Origin of the sequence: Lysinibacillus parviboronicapiens (assembly GCF_003049605.2) — a bacterium.
Taxonomy (GTDB): Bacteria; Bacillota; Bacilli; order Bacillales_A; family Planococcaceae; genus Lysinibacillus; species Lysinibacillus parviboronicapiens.
This window is the reverse complement of record NZ_CP073713.1, coordinates 4,035,336-4,059,388: the sequence shown is the minus strand read 5'-3', so window position 1 is coordinate 4,059,388 and position 24,053 is coordinate 4,035,336. Positions and strand designations below refer to the sequence as shown.

Annotated in this window: 23 protein-coding genes; 12 read left to right on the top strand and 11 right to left on the bottom strand. The window is 39.4% G+C overall.

Translation table 11 applies throughout. The annotated features are described in order from the left end of the window. Positions 1-6: 6 nt before the first annotated feature. Positions 7-969: a peptidylprolyl isomerase gene (locus C9J31_RS19640; protein ID WP_107951252.1), complete on the bottom strand. Its 963-nt coding sequence runs from the start codon at positions 967-969 to the stop codon at positions 7-9. A 146-nt stretch (positions 970-1,115) separates the two neighbouring features. On the opposite strand from C9J31_RS19640, the gene C9J31_RS19635 reads away from it, so the two are divergent. Further along, on the top strand, positions 1,116-1,223 hold the full coding sequence (locus tag C9J31_RS19635) for a YjcZ family sporulation protein (RefSeq protein ID WP_080647610.1): 108 nt from the start codon (positions 1,116-1,118) through the stop codon (positions 1,221-1,223). A 169-nt stretch (positions 1,224-1,392) separates the two neighbouring features. Here the strand turns inward: C9J31_RS19635 and C9J31_RS19630 are convergent, their stop codons facing one another. From C9J31_RS19630 to C9J31_RS19605, 6 genes are all read right to left on the bottom strand, one after another. Continuing rightward, on the bottom strand, positions 1,393-1,578 hold the full coding sequence (locus tag C9J31_RS19630; RefSeq protein ID WP_010857338.1) for a hypothetical protein: 186 nt from the start codon (positions 1,576-1,578) through the stop codon (positions 1,393-1,395). 70 nt (positions 1,579-1,648) lie between these two features. Further along, positions 1,649-2,194, bottom strand: a complete 546-nt coding sequence (locus C9J31_RS19625; RefSeq protein WP_107926741.1) for a DUF3267 domain-containing protein — start codon at positions 2,192-2,194, stop codon at positions 1,649-1,651. 254 nt (positions 2,195-2,448) lie between these two features. Then, on the bottom strand, positions 2,449-3,009 hold the full coding sequence (locus C9J31_RS19620) for an HTH-type transcriptional regulator Hpr (protein ID WP_054768706.1): 561 nt from the start codon (positions 3,007-3,009) through the stop codon (positions 2,449-2,451). A gap of 162 nt (positions 3,010-3,171) precedes the next feature. Beyond that, complete coding sequence (locus tag C9J31_RS19615; protein ID WP_107926739.1) at positions 3,172-3,561, bottom strand: YtxH domain-containing protein; 390 nt, start codon at positions 3,559-3,561, stop codon at positions 3,172-3,174. Positions 3,562-3,756: 195 nt separating this feature from the next. Then, on the bottom strand, positions 3,757-4,290 hold the full coding sequence (locus tag C9J31_RS19610) for a tryptophan transporter (protein WP_107926737.1): 534 nt from the start codon (positions 4,288-4,290) through the stop codon (positions 3,757-3,759). Between the two features lie 216 nt (positions 4,291-4,506). Then, a complete protein-coding gene (locus C9J31_RS19605) occupies positions 4,507-4,920 on the bottom strand; it encodes an HIT family protein (protein WP_054768707.1) in 414 nt (137 codons plus the stop codon). 105 nt (positions 4,921-5,025) lie between these two features. Between C9J31_RS19605 and C9J31_RS19600 the strand changes: the two genes are divergently transcribed. Beyond that, complete coding sequence (locus C9J31_RS19600; RefSeq protein WP_107926735.1) at positions 5,026-5,775, top strand: ABC transporter ATP-binding protein; 750 nt, start codon at positions 5,026-5,028, stop codon at positions 5,773-5,775. Then, positions 5,759-6,943, top strand: a complete 1,185-nt coding sequence (locus tag C9J31_RS19595; RefSeq protein WP_107951251.1) for an ABC transporter permease — start codon at positions 5,759-5,761, stop codon at positions 6,941-6,943. Before C9J31_RS19600 ends, C9J31_RS19595 begins: the two co-directional genes overlap by 17 nt. 132 nt (positions 6,944-7,075) lie before the next feature. Here C9J31_RS19595 and C9J31_RS19590 read toward each other — a convergent pair whose 3' ends face one another. Together C9J31_RS19590 and C9J31_RS19585 are read right to left on the bottom strand one after the other, a co-directional pair. Continuing rightward, positions 7,076-8,236, bottom strand: coding sequence for an amidohydrolase (locus C9J31_RS19590; protein WP_107926731.1), 1,161 nt, complete (start codon positions 8,234-8,236; stop codon positions 7,076-7,078). 22 nt (positions 8,237-8,258) lie between these two features. Continuing rightward, a complete protein-coding gene (locus tag C9J31_RS19585; RefSeq protein ID WP_107951250.1) occupies positions 8,259-8,777 on the bottom strand; it encodes an antibiotic biosynthesis monooxygenase family protein in 519 nt (172 codons plus the stop codon). A gap of 230 nt (positions 8,778-9,007) precedes the next feature. On the opposite strand from C9J31_RS19585, the gene hemE reads away from it, so the two are divergent. From hemE to hemY, 3 genes are all read left to right on the top strand, one after another. Further along, positions 9,008-10,057: a uroporphyrinogen decarboxylase gene (gene hemE / locus C9J31_RS19580; protein ID WP_107951282.1), complete on the top strand. Its 1,050-nt coding sequence runs from the start codon at positions 9,008-9,010 to the stop codon at positions 10,055-10,057. A 150-nt stretch (positions 10,058-10,207) separates the two neighbouring features. After that, a complete protein-coding gene (gene hemH, locus C9J31_RS19575; protein WP_107926729.1) occupies positions 10,208-11,128 on the top strand; it encodes a ferrochelatase in 921 nt (306 codons plus the stop codon). Between the two features lie 14 nt (positions 11,129-11,142). Further along, complete coding sequence (gene hemY, locus C9J31_RS19570; protein WP_107951249.1) at positions 11,143-12,576, top strand: protoporphyrinogen oxidase; 1,434 nt, start codon at positions 11,143-11,145, stop codon at positions 12,574-12,576. Between the two features lie 226 nt (positions 12,577-12,802). Here hemY and C9J31_RS19565 read toward each other — a convergent pair whose 3' ends face one another. After that, on the bottom strand, positions 12,803-15,484 hold the full coding sequence (locus C9J31_RS19565; protein ID WP_211634925.1) for a beta strand repeat-containing protein: 2,682 nt from the start codon (positions 15,482-15,484) through the stop codon (positions 12,803-12,805). 454 nt (positions 15,485-15,938) lie between these two features. After that, a complete protein-coding gene (locus C9J31_RS19560; RefSeq protein ID WP_107925283.1) occupies positions 15,939-17,015 on the bottom strand; it encodes a glycosyltransferase family 2 protein in 1,077 nt (358 codons plus the stop codon). A 192-nt stretch (positions 17,016-17,207) separates the two neighbouring features. Here C9J31_RS19560 and C9J31_RS19555 point away from each other — a divergent pair, with 192 nt between their 5' ends. The 6 genes from C9J31_RS19555 (at position 17,208) to C9J31_RS19530 (ending at position 23,741) form a co-directional block, all read left to right on the top strand. Continuing rightward, the gene (locus tag C9J31_RS19555) at positions 17,208-18,170 is read left to right on the top strand and encodes a YncE family protein (protein ID WP_107949398.1); all 963 of its coding nucleotides are present in this window, start codon (positions 17,208-17,210) and stop codon (positions 18,168-18,170) included. Further along, complete coding sequence (locus C9J31_RS19550) at positions 18,167-18,850, top strand: response regulator transcription factor (protein ID WP_107949383.1); 684 nt, start codon at positions 18,167-18,169, stop codon at positions 18,848-18,850. Before C9J31_RS19555 ends, C9J31_RS19550 begins: the two co-directional genes overlap by 4 nt. Next, positions 18,847-20,235, top strand: coding sequence for a sensor histidine kinase (locus tag C9J31_RS19545; protein WP_107949381.1), 1,389 nt, complete (start codon positions 18,847-18,849; stop codon positions 20,233-20,235). Before C9J31_RS19550 ends, C9J31_RS19545 begins: the two co-directional genes overlap by 4 nt. Before the next feature lie 3 nt (positions 20,236-20,238). After that, positions 20,239-20,757 carry a FixH family protein gene (locus C9J31_RS19540; RefSeq protein WP_107949379.1) on the top strand — a complete coding sequence of 173 codons (519 nt, stop codon included), beginning with the start codon at positions 20,239-20,241 and terminating at the stop codon, positions 20,755-20,757. Between the two features lie 121 nt (positions 20,758-20,878). Continuing rightward, positions 20,879-21,448, top strand: coding sequence for a TetR/AcrR family transcriptional regulator (locus C9J31_RS19535; protein WP_054768004.1), 570 nt, complete (start codon positions 20,879-20,881; stop codon positions 21,446-21,448). A gap of 103 nt (positions 21,449-21,551) precedes the next feature. Beyond that, entirely contained in the window at positions 21,552-23,741 is a 2,190-nt protein-coding gene (locus tag C9J31_RS19530; RefSeq protein WP_107949378.1) for a YhgE/Pip domain-containing protein, read from the top strand. Positions 23,742-24,053 lie beyond the last annotated feature (312 nt).

The following is a 24,053-nucleotide window of genomic DNA, read 5'->3' as shown; positions in this document are numbered from 1 at the left end:
TAATCACTATTTAGATTCTTTATCAGTATCTTCAGCTTTGTCTTCATCTTCAGCAGCTTTTTTAGCTGCTTCTTCAGCAGCTTTTGCTTGCTCATCACTTGTAGTTGTGAAGAATTCTAGTGATTGTTTTAAATCTTTATCTGATGTTTTGACTTTCGCATCTTTCGCCATTTTTGCGATGATGTCTTTTAGAATTGTTTGTGCTTCACCTGTTTGGTTTAACTTGCCAAGCATTGCCGTACGAATGTTTTCTTCTTCGTCCTTGAATGAGCCAACATCTTTCACGTCACGCTTGTCCGTAATTTCGATAACGTGGTAACCAAAGCTTGATTGCACAGGTGCACTTAATGTGTTTAATTCTAGAGCATAAGCAGCATCATTGAATTCATCTACCATCATACCAACTGAGAACCAACCTAGTTCGCCCCCTTTTTCTGCAGAACCTGTATCTGTTGAGTATTCTTTTGCCACATCAGCAAATGAAGCGCCACCTTTAATTTTTTCGATGGCTTCGTTCGCTGTTTTCTCATCAGCTACTAGAATATGACGACCATTTAATTCTGTTTTCATTTGTTCATAATGTTTTTTTACGTCTTCTTCTTTAATACCTTGATCTTTTAATGCTTTTTCTTGAAGAAGTTGAACACGTAATGAATCTTTAAAGCCTTGTTCTGTTAAGCCACTTTCAGCAAGTGCTTGTGCAAAGCTATCACCAAACTGAGAGGCAGTTGTGTCATAAGCTTCTTTAAATTCTTTGTCTGTTACTTCATATTTGTCAGCTAATACTTTTTCAGTCACCATTTGTTGTAATACATATGGGCCTGTTAAGCTTTTCGCTTTTTCGTTAAAGTCAGCTACTGAAATATCGCCTACTTTAGAAGTAACTAATGCTTTGTCATCTGCTCCGCTACAAGCACCAAGGGCTAAAATAGAGGCAGCTAATGTTAAAGATAAAACAGTCTTTTTCATAATGGATATTCTCTCCTAACTTTCATTTCGTCCATTTTTTACTATAACATAAACGATTTAAAAACAAAATGGTTCCCCCCCTTGAGTATAGCCTATATTTCAAAAATCGAAGCGCATAGGATATAGAAAAGAAAGGGGGTGAAGTTATGAGCAACGGAGGATACGGTGGTGGCGGTGGCTACGGCTCAGGCTTTGCTTTATTAGTTGTGCTCTTTATTTTATTAATTATTGTTGGTGCAGCGTTCCTATACTAATTAATAAAATGGCGAAAAGCTAAGGGTTCAAAGTCCTTAGCTTTTCTTATCAATTTCTAGGCATTCGCGCCGCACGTATGAGGTTGGGGCCAATAAAGTATTGGTCTATCATCATTTTAGATGTTCCCTCCGCGCGTGCGGACGGGCGCGGATGCACTTTTCTTTTTCATTATACTGCAAATAAAATTTCAACATAAAATGAGACAAGTAAAATTGTGATGAGTATATTGATAGTTCGGAATATTTTTGGTTGGTTTTCTTCGGGAATTTCACGTCGCATGCAAAGTGCATAGGTCATGCGATTAATTTGAAATAAATAGAATACCGAGAATAGAACTACAATCATTAATAGCAAGTCTATTCCTCCCCTCTTTCAGTATTAACAGCATAACAAAAAACGTCGATAGAACACAAGTACAAGCAATTTAGTTAATTGTTGGTGGCACTAAAATTTCATAACCCTTAGGCGTTTCCTCGATTTGGGCATTTTTGGGTGAATTGTATAAATATTTTACGTAAAGTATATCAATTAAACATAAACTGCAATGATACGCTAAAAGTAAGGTGCCGTAATGCGTATAGGCAGGTAAGAGCAGTGTACCTAGCACAATAATTGTATTTAGTACAAAAAACGGCGTTAATAATGCTAAAATATAGCGGTTTTTCGATAAAGGTTCACGAATACGCATATGCAAGACAGGAATAAAGTAAAATTGGACACGCACGCGTAATTTGAGATGCTGGCGTAAGTCAAATAAAGCAAGAAAGTGTAAACATTTATGGATCGGATACAGTGCGAGTACGGCAATAATGAATAGCCAGAATAAATGATCTGTAAACTGTTCTTCATGGAACAAATTGAGTGTCACATAGGACACTGAAAAAGTCGTTAAAAAAACAATTACAGCCAAGATACTAATTCGTGTAGTCCCGTAATGATGTTCGAGATTTAAAATTTTCCAACAATGCATTGATATATCAACTCCGTAATTAGGAAGGGTCCTATTTAATGTAAATTGAATTATGTGAGAATGCAAGAAAAAGGAGGTATCTCAGAATTGTTTCTGAAATGCCTCCTTTTAGCATGTTTTATCCCACGCAATAACTGTCGTTAGACGCCTACTTCCTTATGAAGCTGAGAATGAGTCAGCCAGATTGACGATAAAGCTCGACTGGTCCAATTATGACAACAGTGGATAAAAAACATGGTGAACGAAATTTCACTTTATCCTTTTACAGTTGGACGTTGTTCTATCGTGTCAAAGGAATCACGGAAGTGTTGGAAAGAACGCTCGAAAATATCGATGAAATCCTCACCATAAATATTACGTATAACAGCCATAACATCTAAAAATTCTGGGAAGCGACCGTATAAGTCTTTTAGCGCTAACGAACCCTCTAAAACAGAATGATACGTATTATGATAATTGCTATTCATCTCGATGATTAGTTCTGTACCTGTTTCTGTTAATTCAACGTAAGTATTCCGTTTGTCGTCATCACGTTTGGAAAACTTAAGGAATCCTCGTTCTTCTAATTTTTTTGAGAAGTTAAAGGCTGTTGAAACGTGCATCACACCAAATTTAGCGACATCAGAAATTGATGCTCCTTTTAAATGATATGAAATCCATAAAATATGATGCTCGTTAATGTTTAAATCGTAGGGTTTAATCCACTGTTGCCAATCTTTTTCAACCGCTTTCCATAAGGCTTTTGATAATTGTGCGATTCTTTGGCTATAAAGCATCGCTTCTTTTTGAGTGTATAATTCCTCTGACAAAGCCATCACCTACTGCTTTCTTTAACATTTTAAAAATATTATAGCAATAAAGAAAAAAAGTTTAAAGTTAGAAAAATTAAAAAATTGAAATGTGGTTAAAAAATAATAATATAATCATATATTTTGGTAGTAAAATAGTTTTTTTATCACCGATAACAAACTTTAGTCCTACTCGATTTCTTGCGGTTTTTTCTTTTTATCCGTGAATTGTGCAATATTTTTCTCGATTTCGCTAATTGAATTCTGTAACGATTCTATTTCTTGTTGCAGGTTATTCTTGGAAGGTTCGATTTCTTGTGAAAATGTCGTAATGGATTGTTTTAATTCATTTATTATTTGCGGTATATTATTTTTGGCTTCGTTTGTAAGCATGTTTACGGATTGTTTCACATTGCTAGCTTGTAATTTTATATCATGTAGTTTGTCTTTCGTACAATCGGCATTTGTCACTAATGTAGCACGAAATTGTCGTCCTGATTGAGGTGTTGAAAAAAGTACAGCAATAGTACCACCTACGATGCCAGTTGTTAGTCCGATTAAAAATGGTTTTGCTTTCATAATTAATTCCCTCATTCCTATGTTTGTTATCTTACCCTCTATTAAACCATGAAATGCGCCAATACAAAAAGAAAAAAGAAGCTAAACGAGTGATTTTGCATCACGGTTTAGCTTCTTAAAATAGTGATTACGCTAAAATGCTTATCTCACGAATCAATGTGACTGTGAGAGACGAGCGTTTAACCCTGTTCCATGTTATGCTTGGGAGATGGCTGTTTTGAATTTAGAACGCTTCACTAATTTTGTGACGATTGGATAAATAATCACAAAAGCAACAACGTTAAATGCGACAGCTGGTAACACAACACCTACAAATAGCATTGCGAATGTAGCGCCAACGTTTGCATTGAACACGAAAAGGGCAACCGATAAAAAAACTGTACCCGATAAAATAGTTCCTAAACCAACTAAAACAGCTGATCCTACAAAATTGCTAAGCACTTTTTTTAGCACCATTAGGATGGCTAAAAAGACAAAACCAGTTACAGCTTTATCAATAATGTTTGGGACTAAACCTGCCGGAAATGTTGTAAACAAACCGGAGAGCACCCCTGTGGCTAAAGACAGTAAGAACGTTTCTTTTGCTGTAGGGAATAACAAAATTCCAATAAACATCATTGTTAACATGAAGTCAGGCTTCATGCCATTTACCATACCAGGTGTGACTACATAAAGTGCAGCACCGACACCAACTAAGAGTGCCATCAAAACTAAGTTCTTTGTATTCATTTCTAATCTCTCCTCGACTATGCTAATCTATTTGTCTCCTAACGTGTCCTCTTGACCGTTAGCGAAACTTATTTGTGATTGTACGATAAAAATTATTGATTTGCAATATACTATTCTGATCATTGAATACACAATTTAGTTAATTCTTTCGCTGCATATCAAAAAAATGAATAGCAAAAAAATAGCCTATCAGTACTCATACACAGACGAAGAAAATTAAAGGTTGGCTTTAATGCTTTCTGCAACTTCAGCTAATTGCTCAAGAGTATAGTTTTGTGTTTGCCAATTTAAGCCTAAGCCTTCTTTTTCATCGTAACGCGGAATAAAATGTAAGTGGTAGTGAAAAACAGTTTGTCCAGCAGCAGCTCCGTTGTTATTTATGGTATTCATGCCAATTGGATTAAATGCTGCCTTAATAGCATTAGCCACTTTTGGTGCTACCGCATATAAATTCCGTGCGACATCTTCTGGCATTTCAAAAAGATCTTGGCAATGATGCTTTGGAATTAATAGTGTGTGACCTTTTGCTACAGGCGCAATGTCTGCGAAAGCATATACATGGTCGTCTTCATAAACTTTTGTACTCGGAATTGATCCGTCAATAATTTTGCAAAATAGGCAATCGCTCATTCGTAAAATCCCCCTTATTTATATAGGTAAGTTCATTCTATCATACTCATAACTGAATCATTTGCTAATTTTTGATAAAATAAGAACAAGAAGAGGAGTGAGGGCATGTCGGTATTAGAGTTACAGCAAGTGACAGGTGGCTATACAAGAAAGCCTGTTATTAAAGAGTTATCATTTACGATTGAAAAAGGGGAACTAGTTGGGTTAATTGGATTAAATGGAGCAGGAAAAAGTACAACCATTAAGCATATTATTGGAACGATGTTACCAAAAGAAGGTGACATCCGTTTAAATGGTGTGACCTTACAAGAAGATACGGACAAGTATCGCTCCGCGTTCTCGTATATTCCAGAAACACCTGTTTTATATGATGAGTTAACACTACGTGAACATTTAGCGTTAACAGCGATGGCTTATGGTTTAGATGAGGCTTCACTTGCAGCACGTTCAGAAGTTTTGTTAAAGGAATTTCGTATGGAAAAACGACTCAATTGGTTTCCATCCCATTTCTCAAAAGGGATGCGGCAAAAAGTTATGATTATGTGTGCTTTTTTAGTCAATCCAAGTCTTTATATAATTGATGAGCCGTTTGTTGGTTTAGATCCACTTGGCATTCAATCATTATTAGATCAAATGGATGAAAAGAAAAAAGAGGGCGCTTCGATTTTAATGTCTACACATATCCTATCGACAGCGGAGAAGCATTGCGACCGAATTATTTTATTGCATGAAGGACGCGTGCGTGCACAGGGAACGATGGCGGATTTACGCAGGGCTTTTGGGATGCCACAAGCGACCCTGGATGACCTATATATTGCGATGACAAAGGAGCGGGACCATGAAGAACTTGCGTGATGTATGGTCCTCGCGCTTCATGCATTATATAGGTGAAGTGCAAAAATATATGCAGTTTATTTTTACGGGGCATATAGCAATTGTACTTGTATTTCTTGTTGGGGCAGGGGGCTATCAATATAGTGAATGGCTGAAAATCGTAGAGGCTGATTTTCCAGCAGAGCCTTTAATTGCTTTAATAATTGGTGTGTTGCTAGCGTTTAGCCGACCAACGACATTATTGCGTGAGCCAGACCAAGTCTATTTACTACCATTAGAATCAAAAATGTCTCAGTATTTTAAGAAAGCTCTTGCATGGACATTTTGGTCACAAGTATGGATTGTTGCGATTGTTTATATTGTCAGTATTCCTTTACTAAAGGCAGTTACAGAGTTAACTACTGTCGGTATTTGGGCGGTATTTTTCCTTATAGTTGTACTGAAGTATATCAGTGTGCAGGGGGAGTTCAATTATCGATATAGTGAACGAGGACATTTTATTTGGGTTGATAGACTCGTGCGTGCTGTGGTATTTGGCGTAACCATGTATTTTGCCCTTCAGACCAAGCTTATCTTAGCATTAATTGCTGCTGTAATTGGTTGTGCTTATATAGCTGTGTTCCGCAAAAAATCTGTAGGACAGCCAGTTGCTTACGAACATTTTGTAAAGTTAGAACAAAATCGAATGATGAGTTTCTACCGCTTTGCCAATTACTTTACGGATGTACCGCATTTACGTGGCAGTATTCGCCGTAGAGCGTGGTTGGATTGGCTTTATAAGTTTGTACCGTATACCAAGGGGAATACTCAGAAGTATTTGGTGTTCCGTACATTCGTGCGTACAGACGATCATTTTTATTTATGGCTCCGATTAACGGTGATTTCTGCTGTTATTGCTGCTTTTGTAGATATTCCAATGGTTACATGGATTGTTGCAGGTGCATTAAGTTTTGCCACAACGATTCAGTTAAAGCAGGCATTATTATCAAGTGGAGAATTCCGTATGGACATGCTGTATCCACTGCCAGAGAATGCGCGTAATATAGCAGTCAAACAGGTAGTACGTATTGCCATGATTACTCAGGCCATTATTGTGGGCCTAAGTGGTGTGACACAGCCGATGTTCTATGTGACATTTATAATAGTCATTATCGTAAGTGAATTGACAGCGAAGATGTCGAAATCTTAACTAGCGTTGATAGTTTCACATAGATGAGATAGGAGGACGTTCGGGTATCCAAGTCCGCTCAGGCACTAGTTCTAAATACGAAATAAAGCTCATTTTTTCCAAGTAAATTGGGAAAAATGAGCTTTACATTTTTTATTCCACGAATTGATAGTCTAGGGCAGCGGTTAACAGCACTTTCGCTGCAACCAGCATTCCTTTTTCATCGATATCGAACTTAGGATGGTGATGTGGCGCGTATTCAGTAGGCGCGGCACCTGTGAAGAAGAATGTACCTGGTTTCTCTTCTAAGTAGTAAGAAAAATCCTCACCACCCATTGTTGCTTCAATTTCAACCACTTCACAAATATCCTGTGCAATATCCCGTACAAATAATGTTTCCTTTTCATGGTTAACGATTGCTGGATAACCTCGGCGGTAATCAAGTTCAATCGTACAATCATGGGCAATTTCTGTGCCTTGCACCACCCGTTTAAATTCACGTTCCATTGTTTCACGTATATCCTTGTTGAATGTACGGATAGTCCCGTTTAAATAGGCTGTATCAGCAATAATATTGTCGGCGTTAGATGCTACAAACGAGCCGACCGTTAGAACTGCAGATTCAGTTGGGGCAACACGACGAGCAACTAGCTGTTGTAGGTTCATAACCAACTGAGAGCCGATGACAATGGCATCCTTCGTTTGGTGAGGGTGTGCACCATGCCCACCTTTACCTTGAATTTTCATTTCAAAGCTATCAACTGCTGCCATCATGGGACCTACACGATAGCCAATCATGCCAGTCGGATGGTTAGATGATAAATGTGTACCGAAAATGGCGTCAACACCATTTAATGCACCTGCTTGCACCATTCCAATTGCGCCGCCTGGATCAGCTTCCTCAGCATGTTGATGAATGAGCACATATTCTCCAGCTAATTCCTCACGCATTTCCCAAAGTAACTTACCTAAGATTAATAATGTGGCAGTATGGCCATCATGACCACAAGCATGCATAACACCAGGAACTTTTGATTTGTATGGCACATCCTTTTCATCTTGAATAGGGAGTGCATCAAAATCTGCACGTAAGGCAATTGTTTTGCCTGGTTTGTTTCCTTTTATGCGTGCGATGAGTCCGAAGCCGCTGAGTTTCGGTTCAACCAGTACACCAAGTTTTTTATAAAATTGAATAATGTAGTTTGCTGTTTCTTGCTCGTGGAAACTAAGTTCTGGATGCATATGTAGATGGCGGCGAATAGCCACCATTTCATCAAAATGAGCATCGATCTTTTCAAGTAAATTTGGTTTCATCTATGAATGCTCCTTTAAAAAGTTATGCTTCGTCTTCTTCTTTTGGTGCAACACTGTAGGTTGAAACATAGGAAGCCGCAGAGAAGATATTTTGCTGTTGTACGCCCGTAGGCTCTGCCCGCTCAGCATGTGCTGTTTTATAAGCTTGGGAATTTTTCCATGCTTCAAAAGAGTGCGGACCATGCCATTGTGTCATGACGATATATGTATCGCCATTTATTGGGCGTAGTAAACGAAATGCTACGAAACCAGGTTCGTCCTCGATAGCTCGGGCCCGATTTAAAAAACGATGTTCAAATACAGGTCGACCTTCTTCAGTAACCGGAATATTATTGAAGACAAAAAAGCCATGATCTTCTAATTCATTGACAGCATCTAAAACTTCAAATTTACGTGGTGTGGCAAAAACAGATTTCCCTTCAGTTTCATGTATGAGAACTGAGTTACCGTCACCGTGTATTAGCATCATGTGCTCGTTCGGATACTTTTTTTTCACCTGTTCCATAAATTCAGCTGTGCCAGAAGTTAAATAAATATACATAACTTTGCCCTCCTTATGAATGTTCATAATAGCGTGATTATCTCCATTTAAGTGTAACTCTAACGCTTTGTCAAAAAAGAAGACACCAGAAAGAACAATTTTATGACATTTCTCTAGGAAAACTATACAATAACAGAGGAAGCGTTTACTATTGAAAACGGATATCAATAATAATGGAATAAACAAGAGAATTTTACGGTATGAATTATATTGAGGGGAAGGAAATATTCATGACAACATTTAATGATACACTTCTTCGTGCTGCACGAGGAGAAAGAACACAACATACACCGGTCTGGTATATGCGCCAAGCAGGACGCTCTCAACCAGAATATCGTGCGATTAAAGAAAAGTATTCTTTAGAGGAAATTACACATAGACCAGAACTGTGTGCCTATGTAACAAAATTACCAGTAGATAATTACAATGTAGACGCCGCAATTTTATATAAAGACATTGTTACACCACTACCGGGTATTGGAATAGATGTGAAAATCAAAGCAGGCGTAGGTCCTGTTATTTCTAATCCAATTCGCACGGTTGCTGATGTAGAAAAACTAGGTGAGTTCAATGCAAAAGAGCATACGCCATTTGTATTAGAAACGATAAAACTATTAACAGAAGAACAATTGAATGTACCGCTCATTTGCTTTGCAGGGGCACCATTTACACTAGCGAGCTATATGATTGAAGGTGGACCTTCTAAAAACTATAATAAAACAAAATCATTTATGGTTTCGGAACCACAAGCTTGGTTTGCTTTAATGGATAAACTCGCAGATATGATTATTGCTGATGTTTCAGCTCAAGTTGAAGCGGGTGCCAAAGCGATTCAAGTATTTGACTCTTGGGTTGGAGCTTTAAGTGTCGAAGATTATCGTGTGTTCATTAAACCTGTTATGACTCGTATTTTTGGCGAGTTGAAAAAAGAAAATGTGCCAATTATTCAATTCGGAGTGGGTGCGAGCCATCTGGTAAAAGAATGGCATGATCTACCGATTGATGTCGTGGGCTTAGATTGGCGCTTGCCAATTAAAGAAGCGCGAGCAAAAGGTATTACAAAACCAGTACAAGGAAACTTAGATCCATCATTATTACTTGCTGATTGGTCTGTTATTGAAAAACGTACGAAAGATATTATCGATCAAGGTTTAGAAGTACCGGGTCACATATTTAACTTAGGTCATGGTGTGTTCCCTGAAGTCGATCCAGATGTGTTAAAACGTTTAACTACACTTATTCATGAATACAGTGCACAACAAATTCAAGCACGTTTTTAATGAAAGATGCTGCACTATAAGTAAAACAATCTTATGAGGGCAGTCTTTCATCTTTTTAAATGTTAGCGGCAGGCACTTGCATTCGTCACAATCTGTTCAATAAACATACAAAAAACATAGTTTAACTATTCTATAGAGGTGAAAAGATTAATGAAAGAAGTTAAAGGCTTATTAGTAATGGCATATGGTACACCCTACAAAGAAGAAGATATTGAACCCTATTATACGCATATTCGACATGGACGTAGACCATCAGATGAGCACCTAGAAGATTTGCGTAGTCGTTATGAGGCAATCGGTGGTTTATCACCATTGGCAGCAGCTACGCAAGCACAGGCGGAAGCTTTATGTGCACGTTTAAACGAGGTACAAGACGATGTAGAATATAAACTATTTATTGGTTTAAAACACATCCATCCATTCATTGAAGATGCGGTTGAAGAAATGGTTGCAGCAGGTATTAAAGAAGCGGTCTCTATCGTGCTAGCACCTCATTTCTCAACATTCTCTATCAAATCTTATAACGGTCGTGCAACAGAGGCGGCAGGCGAACGACTAACGATTACAGCTGTTGAATCTTGGTATGACGAACCAAAATTCATTGCGTATTGGCACAACAAAGTAAATGAAATATTTGATGCAATGTCCAATGAAGAACGTGAAAAAGCATGCTTAATCGTATCAGCACACTCACTTCCTACGAAAATTAAGGAAATGGGTGATCCATACGAAGACCAATTAATTGAAACAGCTCGTTTGATTCAAGAAGCCTCTGGCGTGAAAAATGTAGAGGTAGGCTGGCAATCAGCAGGACAAACGCCAGAGCCTTGGTTTGGACCAGACGTGCAAGATTTAACACGTGATCTTTATGAGCAAAAGGGTTTTCGTTCATTTGTTTACACACCAGTTGGCTTCGTAACAGAACATTTAGAAGTTTTATACGATAACGATTATGAGTGTAAAGTTGTGTGCGATGAGCTAGGGGCAAACTACTATCGCCCAGCAATGCCAAACACGCATCCATTATTTATAGATGCGATGGTAGACGCCATTCATAAAAAATTAAGCTAAGCGAAAAGAAAGTGATGATGTTGGTGACTCAAAAAAGACGTAAGGTAGTTGTAATAGGTGGTGGCATTACAGGCCTAACAGCTGCGTTCTATATGCAAAAGGAAGCGAGCGCAAAAGAATTGCCCGTAGATATTGTACTTGTCGAGTCGTCATTGCGTCTTGGCGGGAAAATCCAAACACTAAAAAAAGATGGCTTCATCATCGAGCGCGGACCAGAATCCTTTTTTGACCGTGAAAATCATGTTCATGTACTTGCACAGGATTTAGGCATTGAACAAGAGATAATCACAAGCAATTCAGGCCCAACTTACGTAGCTGTTGGTAGTCAATTATATCCTATTCCAAGTAGTCTTATGTCGGGAGCAACACCTCATATCTCCTCATTTATTACATCAGGGTTGTTTTCACTCAGCGGGAAAATTCGTGCAGCGGGAGACTTTGTCCTCCCTCGGTCTGCACAGAATGACGACCAACCTTTAGGAGAATTTTTTAGAAGAAGATTTGGAGCAGAGGTTGTAGAAAACCTGGTAGAGCCCTTACTAGCTGGGACATTTGCTGGTGATATTGAACAACTAAGTATGCGCTCAACATTTCCTCAATTGTATGAATTAGAACAAAAATATCGTAGTTTACTTATCGGTATGAAAAAATCAGGTGCGAATTTTTTAAGTGACAACAGCATTGCTAAAGATAAGGGAATATTCCAAACGTTCGAGAATGGACTAGAAACACTTATTGAAAAATTAGAAGAGTCACTGATTCCTGGGACAGTTCAAAAAGGTGTCAAAGTAGAAGAGATAGAACATGGCAAGGATGGAGCTGTGCAAATTGTGTTAAATAATTTTTCGCAAATTAAAGCAGATGCTGTCATTATTGCTACACCGTTTCATGTTGCGGAGAAAATGTTTAGTAAGTATCAAATATTGACAGAATTGAATTCTATGAAAGCTGCAACAATTGCTACGGTCACTATGGCTTTTAAAAAGGAGCAGCTTGGTGAATTGGACGCACTGTCATTTTTTGTCTCACGAAATAGTGATTTTTCTATAACTTCTTGTACATGGAGCAATCGCAAATGGCCCAATACTACACCAACGGATTATGTATTGTTACGCAGTTACATTGGACGTGTTGGCGATGAAGCCATTGTAGCTCTTTCTGACTCAGAGATTGAAAAGACGGTCTTACAAGATCTAAGGAAAACAATCGCTATCGAGGGAATGCCAATAACAACCGTTGTATCTCGTTGGAAAAATGCAATGCCTCAATATACAGTTGGACATGAAACAAAAATTGAACGTGTGAAACATGAATTGAGTGAACACTTCCCAACCGTTAAACTCTCAGGTAGCTCGTTTGAAGGGATATCAATTCCTGAATGCGTACAACAAGGGAAAAAAGTTGCTACTGAATTATTAACTGAAATGTTTACACAACAATGTATATAAAGGAATAAAGTGATAGGGTATAAACTGATGCTAATGATAAGTTCAAAAGCAGAAAGTTTGTACCTTTTCATTTTCTTCGAAGTGCACATAGATTCAGAGATTTGGGTGACAAAACTAAACCGCCTTTTATTTTTAAAGCCACCTATCATCAGAAAATTAATGATGCACAAGAAAAGAAGGAGGTTTTTACCTCCTTCTACTTCTTTGTTGCATGTGAACTAATGTGTTAGGAAATACGATGACATGACCATACTATCCCACCAGAGTTAGCTCCTCCAAGGTTAAGGGCAATAGTTAAACCATTAGCCTCATAAAATAGGTCGATGGCATCGCCAGCATTTAAATTGACTTCTCCTGCTAGTGTTACAGTACCGTTACCTAGAACTGCTCGTAAAGTTAATACGAGCGCAACATTGACATTTAGTACTGGGAATAATCCACTAATTAAATTTGTAGTAGCATTTCTACGAATGGAAAATGAAGGGTTTATACCCGCCCCTAAACTTATGCTTAATGCAGCAACTGTTGAATAGTTGATGGTAGCTTCAAATGCGTATCTCCCTGTTGTTGGAACAGTGAATACACCAGTAGTTGGATTAAAGGCAGGTGTTGTGAAATAAGGAGATGCTACGCTCCAGTTGCTAATTGTAGTAGAGCTGTTAACATTCAAATTAGTATTAAAGGCTGAGAACCCTTCAGTGAATGCTGGTCCAGTAGCCCCAGTAGCCCCAGTAACACCAGTTGCTCCAGTGGCTCCAGTAGCGCCGGCAAGACCGGCAATACCAGTAGCGCCTGTTTCACCAGTAGGTCCAGTAGCCCCAGTAACACCAGTGGCTCCAGTGGCGCCAGCAAGACCGGCAATACCAGTAGCGCCTGTTTCACCAGTGGCTCCAGTAACACCAGTAGCTCCAGTAGCGCCAGCAAGACCGGCAATACCAGTAGCGCCTGTTTCACCAGTAGGTCCAGTAGCCCCAGTAACACCAGTAGGTCCAGTAGCCCCAGTAACACCAGTAGGTCCAGTCGCTCCGGCAAGACCGGCAATACCAGTAGTGCCTGTTTCACCAGTAGGTCCAGTAGCCCCAGTAACACCAGTGGCTCCAGTGGCGCCAGCAAGACCGGCAATACCAGTAGCGCCTGTTTCACCAGTAGCTCCGGTAGCCCCAGTAACACCAGTGGCTCCAGTAAGACCGGCAACACCAGTAGCGCCTGTTTCACCAGTGGCTCCAGTAACACCAGTAGCTCCAGTAGCGCCAGCAAGACCGGCAATACCAGTAGCGCCTGTTTCACCAGTAGGTCCAGTAGCCCCAGTAACACCAGTGGCTCCAGTAGCGCCAGCAAGACCGGCAATACCTGTTTCACCAGTAGCTCCGGTAGCCCCCGTAACACCAGTAGCTCCAGTCGCTCCAGCAAGACCGGCAATACCAGTAGCGCCTGTTTCACCAGTAGGTCCAGTAGCACCAGTTACGCCTGTGGCCCCAGTAGCGCCAGCAAGACCGGCAATACCAGTAGCACCTGTAGTACCAGTAACACCAGTAGCGCCAGTAGTACCAGTAACACCAGTGGCTCCAGTAGCGCCAGTAGTACCAGTAGCACCTGCAGTACCAGTTACACCGGTAGCGCCAGTAGGTCCAGTAGGTCCAGTAACCCCAGTAGCGCCAGTAACACCTGTAGTACCAGTTACACCGGTAGCCCCAGTAGCCCCAGTAGCCCCAGTAGCCCCAGTAGCTCCAGCAAGACCGGTAATACCAGTAACACCTGTAGTACCAGTAGCACCTGTAGTACCAGTAGCACCTGTAGTACCAGTAACCCCAGTGGCTCCAGTAGCGCCAGCAAGACCGGCAATACCAGTAGCCCCAGTAACCCCAGTGGCCCCAGTCGCTCCAGCAAGACCGGTAATACCAGTAGCGCCAGTAGTACCAGTAGCACCTGCAGTACCAGTTACACCGGTAGCGCCAGTAGGTCCAGTAGGTCCAGTAACCCCAGTAGCGCCAGTAACACCTGTAGTACCAGTTACACCGGTAGCCCCAGTAGCCCCAGTAGCTCCAGCAAGACCGGTAATACCAGTAACACCTGTAGTACCAGTAGCACCTGTAGTACCAGTAACACCAGTGGCTCCAGTAGCGCCAGCAAGACCGGCAATACCAGTAGCCCCAGTAACCCCAGTAGCCCCAGTAACCCCAGTGGCCCCAGTCGCTCCAGCAAGACCGGTAATACCAGTAGCACCTGTAGTACCAGTAGCACCTGTAGCACCTGTAGCACCTGTAGTACCAGTAGCACCTGTAGCACCTGTAGCACCTGTAGTACCAGTAGCCCCAGTAGCGCCTGTTTCACCAGTAGGTCCAGTAACACCAGTTGCTCCAGTAGCGCCAGTAGGTCCAGTAGCGCCAGTAGGTCCAGTAGGTCCAGTAGCGCCAGTAGGTCCAGTAGCGCCAGTAGGTCCAGTAGCGCCAGTAGGTCCAGTAGGTCCAGTAGCGCCAGTAGGTCCAGTAGCGCCAGTAGGTCCAGTAGCGCCAGTAGGTCCAGTAACGCCAGTAGGTCCAGTAGGTCCAGTAACCCCAGTAACCCCAGTAACCCCAGTAACCCCAGTAACCCCAGTAACCCCAGTAGCGCCAGTAACACCTGTAGTACCAGTTACACCGGTAGCCCCAGTAGCCCCAGTAGCCCCGGTAGCCCCAGTAGCCCCAGTAGCCCCAGTAGCCCCAGTAGCCCCAGTAGCCCCAGTGACCCCAGTAGCGCCAGTAGGTCCAGTAGAGCCTGTACTGCCAGTAGGTCCCGTAACTCCTCCTGTTGGTCCAGTAGGTTTAACTGGCCAAATTGGGCATCTTTGAACTGGCCCATTATTACAACAACAAGGATGTGATAGACATTTGCCACAAATATTATTTAGATTAAAATCATGAAATTTCATTTTCTCACCTCCTCTCTCAAATATCGTATTCATATAGATGATAGAGGAAATGGATGATTAACTATTTGTTATCTCTAAATATGCAAATAAGGATATTAGTACCTCCATATATATCATGGAAGAGTTACTTTACTTTCTTACTTCTCAAGAAAAAGCTGGAAGAGCAGATTAACAGTACTAATTATTGAAAGATTACTCTTAAAATAAGGGGATTTATGGGATACAGAAGTGATAATAGTGAAGCACTTTATGCATTGATGACAATTTAGTAATTAAGAATGTTAGTGGAAAAGGTCATTTTAAAAGCTATACAAATGTTGGTCAGCAGTGAACTAGGCTATGCAAATATAACAAGATGCACATCAAAAAGATGACTCAGCGAAGCTAAAGCCATCTCATCAGTAATTTGGTATTGTTTCTCATGGTTATTAATTTTTGAAGACAGTTTAGATTCCTAACTATCCTTTTCTAAAATACGCTCAAAATAGTTTTTGTTATATAAAATTTTCTCGTCATTAGGTAAGAAGGTTCTTGCTAATTCATTGTGGGCATTCGCTAGTTCGTATTGTTGTAATCGATCATAGAGGACACATAGTTGTAAATGCGGTAACCAAGTAGTGTAAGTTTTTTCTTGGAAGGGTGCATTAGGTTTTTGTATAATCACAAGCGCTTGCTCATACCAAAAAATTGCTTCGTAGTTTTTAGATTGCTCCATAAAGTGAAAGCCCAATCTACAGCACGCTTCTGGACGTGGTATGTCGTATTCAAAGCTTCTCAAAATGGAAGTTAGGTTATTCTCCTTGTCGTTTAAATTAGTGTAACAATCTGCTAATTTAAAGCAGGCGCGAATATTATCTTCAATCCAACCCAATTTAGACGTTAGAAATTGTTCATAGTAAAATATTGCATCTTCATAATGTTGATGATCCATTAATTCATTGGCGTAATAGAAAGTGTCCCGTGGTGAAAGGGCCTCTCCGGATTGAACTAGTTGTTTATAGATACTAATATTTCGAGTGTGATCATGACTGAGCGGTAAATGGCTTACTGCCACATCGCTATCATACAGTTTTCCGCTAACTTCTAAATATTCGTGTACTGCACCAATCCATTGAAATTGCTTATCTCTTCTAACTAAACGATATCTTCGTAATAATGAACTAACGTTTCCTTGATCATCAAAACTCAAATTATAGTTCATAGAAATGGCATCACTATCAGTGGGAAAAGAGTTTTTTAGTGCTTTGAATTTTTTTTGATCTTCTTCTGTGAAAACATCGTCTGCGTCTAACCAAAGAATGAATTCTTTAGTTGCTTGCTGAAATGAATAATTACGGGCAGCAGCGAAATGTTGAATCCATTCAAAATCAAAAATACGCTCCGTGTATTGTTCAACAATTTGCTTTGTGTTGTCGGTTGAGCCTGTGTCTACTATATTAATCTCATCTACTAAATCCTTTACCGATTCAAGGCATCTGCCAATGACCTCTTCCTCATTTTTTACAATCATACATAAACTAATTGTCACCATTTTGTGATTCCTCCTTGCAATAATCTTTGTAGTATATGTGAATTTAGATTTTTTGCTTAGATATGTGCTTGTTCTATAGTGTTCTACATAAAAATTTGTAGTTTCTGCTGGTTAAGTTTGTCATAAATTTACCTTTCAAGTTTCACGCAGATTTCACAATTGTGAAGTATAGTAAGGACAGAGGTGATGACGTTGAAAAAATGGGCGTTCTTCATTTTTTCTTTAGTGCAAATTATATGGCTAGCGGGATGTTCGGAAAAATCGTTTAATCCAATTGAACGCGAAAGGGACTTTATTGCGTCATTAAATATACAAGAACCATCATTAGATTTTATAGATGAACAGGGCAATGTCTTTACGACGTGGTCATTTGAAAAAGCCTATTCTGGGGCATTATTGCTCGGGGATGATCGTGTGTTACTATATGGTCATCAGCTAGACAAAATAGATGTTTATACATTATCGACTGGGAAAAAACTGTATTCAAAAAAGGTGAAGATTGGTACGACAAATGTCTATTATGCGAAAAATGTAAACCAGTTTTTTATTACGAATAGCAAAATGAATACTGTGACAAGCTTTGATGAAGAAGGAAATGAGCTTGCCTCAACACAGCTCGGTAATTATCCGATGTCGATGGCTTCCTATAAAGATCAGCTATATGTGATCAACTATAAAGACACGAAACTAACGGTGTTAGCGATTGAGGATTTATCGGTGAAGCAAGAATGGCCAATCGAAAAATCTTCACATGGAATTGCCATTGTTGAAGAAACAAATGAGCTATGGATTGGTGGACATGGAGAAGGAAGTAAGCCAAACAGTTCCGTGAAACGGTATGATTTAATGACCGGTGCAGTGCAAGGGGTAATTGAGATGCCCTTAATGCCTGTCGGATTAACAAAGACAGAGGACAATGTATTAGTTGTTAGTCATGGACACAATGAATTATATGTAACCGATTTTGATGGCAATGTGAAATGGCAGCAAGAGGTTGGCGCAAACCCCTTTGTCGTGAATCAGTTTAATGATTACATTGTTGTCGCTGGCTATGACGACCACACTTTATATTTTATTAAAGAGGGTCAGGTTCAAAAAACAGTTGATGTTGGGAAAGGTGCATTTCAGCTGTTAGTGAGGGAGGGGAAATTGTGACTAGCGTATTAATAGTGGATGATGAGCAAGATATGCGAAATTTGATTGAAATGATGCTAGGTAATTCTAAATTTGAGACATTTACAGCCGCGAGTGGTACAGAAGCTTATGATATTATAGTGCGCGAACAAATCGATTTGGTACTACTGGATGTAATGATGCCACATGAGGATGGCTTTGTTGTTTGTCAAAGTATTCGTGCCATGTCGGATGTTCCAGTTATTTTTCTTACGGCACGAGATGCGAATGAGGACAAAGTGAAGGGGCTTACGCTTGGTGGCGATGATTATATTGTAAAGCCGTTTACCAATGATGAACTTGTGGCCCGAATACATGCAGTGCTGAGAAGAAGTGGTACAAATATTGCAGACTTACAACAGAAATATATTATGTTTGGATACATTAAACTTGATGAAATTGCACGTAAAGTATCGGTAAATGGCAAGGCTATTCCTCTCACATTGAAGGAATTTGAATTATTGCATTTGTTTATGAAAAATCCAGGAAATGCGTATTCACGGGAGCAACTGCTTGAGCGAATTTGGGATATTGATTATGTAGGTGGAACACGAACTGTTGATACTCATATTAAAACCTTACGCTTGAAGCTTGGAAAGGAAGCAGCGGGGCATATTCAAACCGTCTGGGGAGTCGGCTACCGTTTTGATCCAGGCGAATGAAAAAGATTTCTACACGCATTTGGTTATTAATTTTTGCATTTTTAATCATTACAGTTGTTTTTATGTATGTTCTAACAGATTTTTTGTATGAGCAGCTATATGTGGAAGACACGGAAAGTACGATGATTGAAGTAGGTACCAAATTACAAACAATGTATACAAGTGGTAAGGTAACAGATGAATTTATTGCAGATATCGAGCATTACAATGATTATTCTAATTTGAATATTTTTGCAGTGCGGAACCCCCGGGAGCTTAGTGCTTGTGTACCGTTTGATATTGATTATGAAACACTGATTGGTGCAGAGGAACGTCAACAATTATTAGCAGGCGAGTATGTGCAAAAGATTGGTTATGAGCCACGGTTTGATCGGCAACTTATTTCAGTTGTTTTACCCCTAGTGGATCAAAATAGATTAGAGGGCATTATTTATATTTATTTTCCATTAGCAAAAATTAGTGAACTGGCCAGTCAAGAGGTAATTCTACTATTTGTCAGCGCCTTTTTCTTTCTAATCGTTATCAGCTTTTTTGTTTATAAAGGCTTACGACATATTATGCGTCCATTAAATGAACTGCAAACAGCTGTCGAACAGATGTCGTACGGTAATTATGAAACTAGGGTACCGGTTAATTCAAGTGATGAAATTGGGAAACTATCAAGTACATTTAATGATATGGCCGAGGCAATACAGCGCGAGGATGAGGTGCAAAAGTCTTTTTTAGCAACCGTTTCACATGAATTACGTACACCAATTAGTTATGTAAAAGGATATAGTGAAGCGATGCAGGATGGAATTATTTCAGACACGCAAAAAGAAGAAACAATTCAACTTATCGTGCGTGAGGCAAATCGTATGGAACGTTTAACAAATGAACTTCTGCAGCTTGCACGAATGGAAAATGAACAAAAAGAAATTATATTATATCCAATCCCTCTAGCAGAAACTTTACGTGAAGTACAGCAAATTTTGATGCATCAAGCACAGAAAAAGGATATAACACTACAACTTACTGCGGATGATTCGTTGATAGTCAAAGCAGATGAAGTGAAACTTAAGCAAATTTTTATAAATATTATTGAAAATGCTATCAATTATTCGCATGAGCAATCGAAAGTTGAAATCACAGCAATTGAAAATAATGAATTCGCTCACATTACAATCAAAGACTATGGTATTGGCATTCCGCAGGCAGATTTATCACATGTCACTGAGCGCTTTTATCGTGTGAATAAAGCACGAAGTCGTGCGGATGGTGGCAGTGGATTAGGCTTATCAATTGTCGAACAATTGTTAAAGCAATTGCTTGGGAAAATAGAGATTGAAAGTGAAGTAGAGAAGGGTACAAAGGTCAAAATTACGATACCATTAATGGAGGAATAGAAGATGAAGAAATGGTTATTTGCATGTATTGCTGTAACAGCATTACTAGTGGGGTGTGGGGACAAGAAAGAGCCAGCAGCTTTACCAGAACCTGAAATGCCTGAAATGTTGAAAGTTGATATTTTAACGCCCAAAGAAGTTGCTATAAATGAACCAATTGAGCTGGCAGCTCATGTTGAACAAGGCGGAGAAAATATTGATGATGCAATAGTAGAATTTGAAGTTTGGGAATCAGGTAAACGTGATGAAGGGCAAATGATTGATGGGACGTTAGACAAAGATGGCGTCTACAAGGCAACAATAACATTTGACCATGACAGTGTATATTATATGTTTGCACATACAACTGCTAATGGCATTCATAATATGCCTATGCAACAAATTACTGCTGGCACACCTGATATGACACAAATATTACCGGAAGATGAAAAAGCAGATACAAATATGATGGAACATGGTAATGGTACATCGGGAGATGCACAGCAAGGTGAAGACGAAAAAGATGAAAAAAATCATCATTAAATGCTTGCATTATTTTTAAAATAGGAATATGATAATGACCAGATGACCGAAACGGTTTTCTGGTCACTTTAATTTCCGTGTACAAAAGATGTACAGAACCCAACAGGAAAGGATGTCGCAAATGGATCGTAGGCAGGAAATTCTTGAAGCCGCTGCAAAATCTTTTACGTTGTTTGGCTATAAAGCAACAACAATGGAGCAAGTAGCGAAAATTGCCAATGTCGGTAAAGGAACAATTTACACATTCTTTGCAAATAAAGAAATCTTATTTCAAGAGATCGCTATGTCACTTGTACAAGAGATGAAGGCAGAAGCGGATGCGGTGTTGGATTCATCAGTAAGCTTTATGGACAATGCGCATAATGCTTTAATGAAAATGCTTCAGTTCCGCGAAAAACATCTTTTATTTGCGAAGTTAATAGAGGAAGAGAAGGAATTACGCACCCCAGCAGTTAAACAAGTGTTAATTCGCATCGAAACTGAAATATTATCGTACGTAGCAGCTTTAATTCAAAAACGTATTGATAAAGGGGAGATACGAGATTGTGATGCTGAATTAGTAAGCTATTTGTTGTTCAAGGCGTATTTGGCGTTTATTGTCGACTGGCATGAGTTACATGACGACAAAATACCGGAGGAAAAGATACTGAATCTTTTTAAGGAAACAATCTTTCGAGGACTAATTCTTTAAGAAAGAATCTACAAATTTTGCAAACTGTGAGGTTTGAGATTTTTTTTGCAGGAAATTGACCAAATGACGTTTTCGGTCGAAATGTATAGGAGTGAGAAAAAGTATGATTAAAGCTGAATGGCTGAAAATCTTTAAAACAAGAAAAATGCTTGTTTCGATTATCGCTGTACTATTCATCCCTGTCATGTACGCAGGAATGTTTTTATGGGCGTTTTGGGACCCGTATGCGGGCTTACCAAATTTACCAGTAGCGATTGTCAATGAAGACACTGGTGCGGAAATGGATGGAGTTAAATTAGATTTGGGGGATACCTTGGTCGATAAGCTTGTCGATAGTGAGCAGTTTAACTTTATCGAAGTGTCAAAAGAAGAGGCTAAAAAGGGTTTAAATGGTCGTGACTATTACATGATCCTTGAAATCCCAACAAATTTTTCTGATCATGCAACAACATTATTAGACGACAAACCATCTAAATTAGTAATCAATTATATTCCGAATGAAGGTTTAAACTTCCTTGGTGCACAAATTGGTGAAACAGCAATGGATCGTGTACGTGCGGAAGTAAATTCACAAGTTTCTGCTACATATGCAGAAAAATTATTTGATTCTATTGCAACTTTAGGTGATGGCTTTACAGAAGCAGCTGATGGTTCCATTAAGTTAGATGAAGGTGCGAAAAAAGTAGCGAATGGTGCCAAAGATTTAAAAGGCTATCTGGAGCAACTAGCATCAAGTACAATCGAACTTTCCAATGGTACTGACAAAATAACTAAAGGTGCTGGTCAAGCGGCAACTGGGGCTACTGAATTATCAACTGGTCTTGTGAAATTACAAGATGGTACAGTTCAGCTGCAAAAAGGTGCACAACAAGCAGCAACAGGTGCAACAAATCTTGAACAAGGCCTATCTCAATATACACAAGGTGTGGCTAAGGTAGAAGCAGGTCTTACAACGTTAAATGAAAAACAACAACAAATTATAGCTGGTGCAGCTTCTGTTGCTGAAAGTGCAGGCACATTAAACGGTGCAGCTAATCAGTTAACAAATGGCTCAGCAAAAGTAGAAGCAGGAATTAGTGCTTTAACAGCGCAATTACAAAGTGCAATTGCTTCAATGCCAGAAGAGCAAGCGGCGGCATTAAAGCAAACACTTGCAGAGTTACAAGCAGGAAGTGCAAGTGTGCATAACGGCTTAAATTCTTTAGCAAGCGGTACAGAAAAATTACAGGCAGGTGCGAACCAAGTAAATTCTGGTGCAACACAAATTGCAGCAGGTCAAGCAGATGTCTTAGCAGGTGCCAATTCATTATCAGCAAAAAGTAATGCATTAGTTAATGGTGCCAAAAATTTACAGGCTGGTAACGCAACACTTGCCGCTAAACTAGGTGAATTAAATGCTGGTGTAAATACAGCTGTAGCTGGATCCAAAACATTAGCATCTGGTTTAAACGAATTAGCAACTGGAACAACAACATTAAACGAAGGTACAACAACGCTTGCGTCCAAATCTGGTGAATTAGCAGATGGTTCTTCGACACTAGCAGAAGGCTCTACTGAACTAGCAGATGGCACAGCAACATTAACAAGTAAGTTAGGCGAAGCAAGTGAAAAAGCAAATGAGGTACACGCTAATGACGACACATATGATATGGTTGGTAATCCAGTAGAAGTTGATAAAGAATCTGTTAACCATGTACCAAACTATGGTACAGGTTTCTCACCTTACTTTATCTCACTCGGCTTATTCGTTGGTGCATTACTAATTTCAATTGTTTTCCCACTTGTTGAACCAGCAATTCGTCCGAAAAACGGTGCATCTTGGTTTACAAGTAAAGTGACTGTATTAGCAGTTGTTGGATTGATTCAATCTTTATTAACGGTTGGTATTGTAAAATGGGGCTTAGGTCTGGAAGTACAAAATTTAGGATATTTCATACTCTCAGCGCTATTAACAAGCTATGTTTACCTAGGGTTAATTCAAATGCTTGTTTCCATTTTCGGTGATCCAGGACGTTTCATGGCAATTGTTGTATTAATTTTACAACTAACAACAAGTGCAGGTACATTCCCACTTGAATTGATTCCAGAACCATTACAAGTATTCAATAAATTACTACCAATGACTTACTCTGTTCAAGCATTTAAAGCAAGTATATCCACAGGTGATATGTCTTACTTATGGCAAAACTATGGTATGTTGTTTGGATACATGGCTGTATTCTTAGCTATTACTTTCGGTTATTTCATGTTATTACACACAAAACGTTACTCAAAAGTAGCCGAAGAGAATTAATAATAAAGTTTTTGCACTCACCAAAACTATGGTGAGTGCTTTTTTTATGGCTGACGGACGATGCTGTGGAGTATTAGGGTGGTGTGAGATTATTACTCAGGTCGAGTGAGGTATCGCTCAGGTAATCGTGACATAGTGTCGTTCCACTTGGGTATTCGTAAACTGTCTCAGCTTTAGAGAAGTTGAGGTAGGCAACAACAAAAAACAGCGACTGATATGAGCGTATCAGTCGCTGTTTCGTAAGTGTAAGAGATTTAATTAAGGGTTCATCAAAAATATGATGAGAGTTGTCATTATTATTACGTGTGGGGC

Excerpts from the sequence above, each read along its gene's own strand:
- C9J31_RS19640 (WP_107951252.1), bottom strand. The coding sequence starts at position 969 with ATGAAAAAGACTGTTTTATCTTTAACATTAGCTGCCTCTATTTTAGCC.
- C9J31_RS19635 (WP_080647610.1), top strand. The coding sequence starts at position 1,116 with ATGAGCAACGGAGGATACGGTGGTGGCGGTGGCTACGGCTCAGGCTTT.
- C9J31_RS19625 (WP_107926741.1), bottom strand. The coding sequence starts at position 2,194 with ATGCATTGTTGGAAAATTTTAAATCTCGAACATCATTACGGGACTACA.
- C9J31_RS19620 (WP_054768706.1), bottom strand. The coding sequence starts at position 3,009 with ATGGCTTTGTCAGAGGAATTATACACTCAAAAAGAAGCGATGCTTTAT.
- C9J31_RS19615 (WP_107926739.1), bottom strand. The coding sequence starts at position 3,561 with ATGAAAGCAAAACCATTTTTAATCGGACTAACAACTGGCATCGTAGGT.
- C9J31_RS19610 (WP_107926737.1), bottom strand. The coding sequence starts at position 4,290 with ATGAATACAAAGAACTTAGTTTTGATGGCACTCTTAGTTGGTGTCGGT.
- C9J31_RS19605 (WP_054768707.1), bottom strand. The coding sequence starts at position 4,920 with ATGAGCGATTGCCTATTTTGCAAAATTATTGACGGATCAATTCCGAGT.
- C9J31_RS19600 (WP_107926735.1), top strand. The coding sequence starts at position 5,026 with ATGTCGGTATTAGAGTTACAGCAAGTGACAGGTGGCTATACAAGAAAG.
- C9J31_RS19595 (WP_107951251.1), top strand. The coding sequence starts at position 5,759 with ATGAAGAACTTGCGTGATGTATGGTCCTCGCGCTTCATGCATTATATA.
- C9J31_RS19590 (WP_107926731.1), bottom strand. The coding sequence starts at position 8,236 with ATGAAACCAAATTTACTTGAAAAGATCGATGCTCATTTTGATGAAATG.
- C9J31_RS19585 (WP_107951250.1), bottom strand. The coding sequence starts at position 8,777 with ATGTATATTTATTTAACTTCTGGCACAGCTGAATTTATGGAACAGGTG.
- hemE (WP_107951282.1), top strand. The coding sequence starts at position 9,008 with ATGACAACATTTAATGATACACTTCTTCGTGCTGCACGAGGAGAAAGA.
- hemH (WP_107926729.1), top strand. The coding sequence starts at position 10,208 with ATGAAAGAAGTTAAAGGCTTATTAGTAATGGCATATGGTACACCCTAC.
- hemY (WP_107951249.1), top strand. The coding sequence starts at position 11,143 with ATGATGTTGGTGACTCAAAAAAGACGTAAGGTAGTTGTAATAGGTGGT.
- C9J31_RS19565 (WP_211634925.1), bottom strand. The coding sequence starts at position 15,484 with ATGAAATTTCATGATTTTAATCTAAATAATATTTGTGGCAAATGTCTA.
- C9J31_RS19560 (WP_107925283.1), bottom strand. The coding sequence starts at position 17,015 with ATGGTGACAATTAGTTTATGTATGATTGTAAAAAATGAGGAAGAGGTC.
- C9J31_RS19545 (WP_107949381.1), top strand. The coding sequence starts at position 18,847 with ATGAAAAAGATTTCTACACGCATTTGGTTATTAATTTTTGCATTTTTA.
- C9J31_RS19540 (WP_107949379.1), top strand. The coding sequence starts at position 20,239 with ATGAAGAAATGGTTATTTGCATGTATTGCTGTAACAGCATTACTAGTG.
- C9J31_RS19535 (WP_054768004.1), top strand. The coding sequence starts at position 20,879 with ATGGATCGTAGGCAGGAAATTCTTGAAGCCGCTGCAAAATCTTTTACG.
- C9J31_RS19530 (WP_107949378.1), top strand. The coding sequence starts at position 21,552 with ATGATTAAAGCTGAATGGCTGAAAATCTTTAAAACAAGAAAAATGCTT.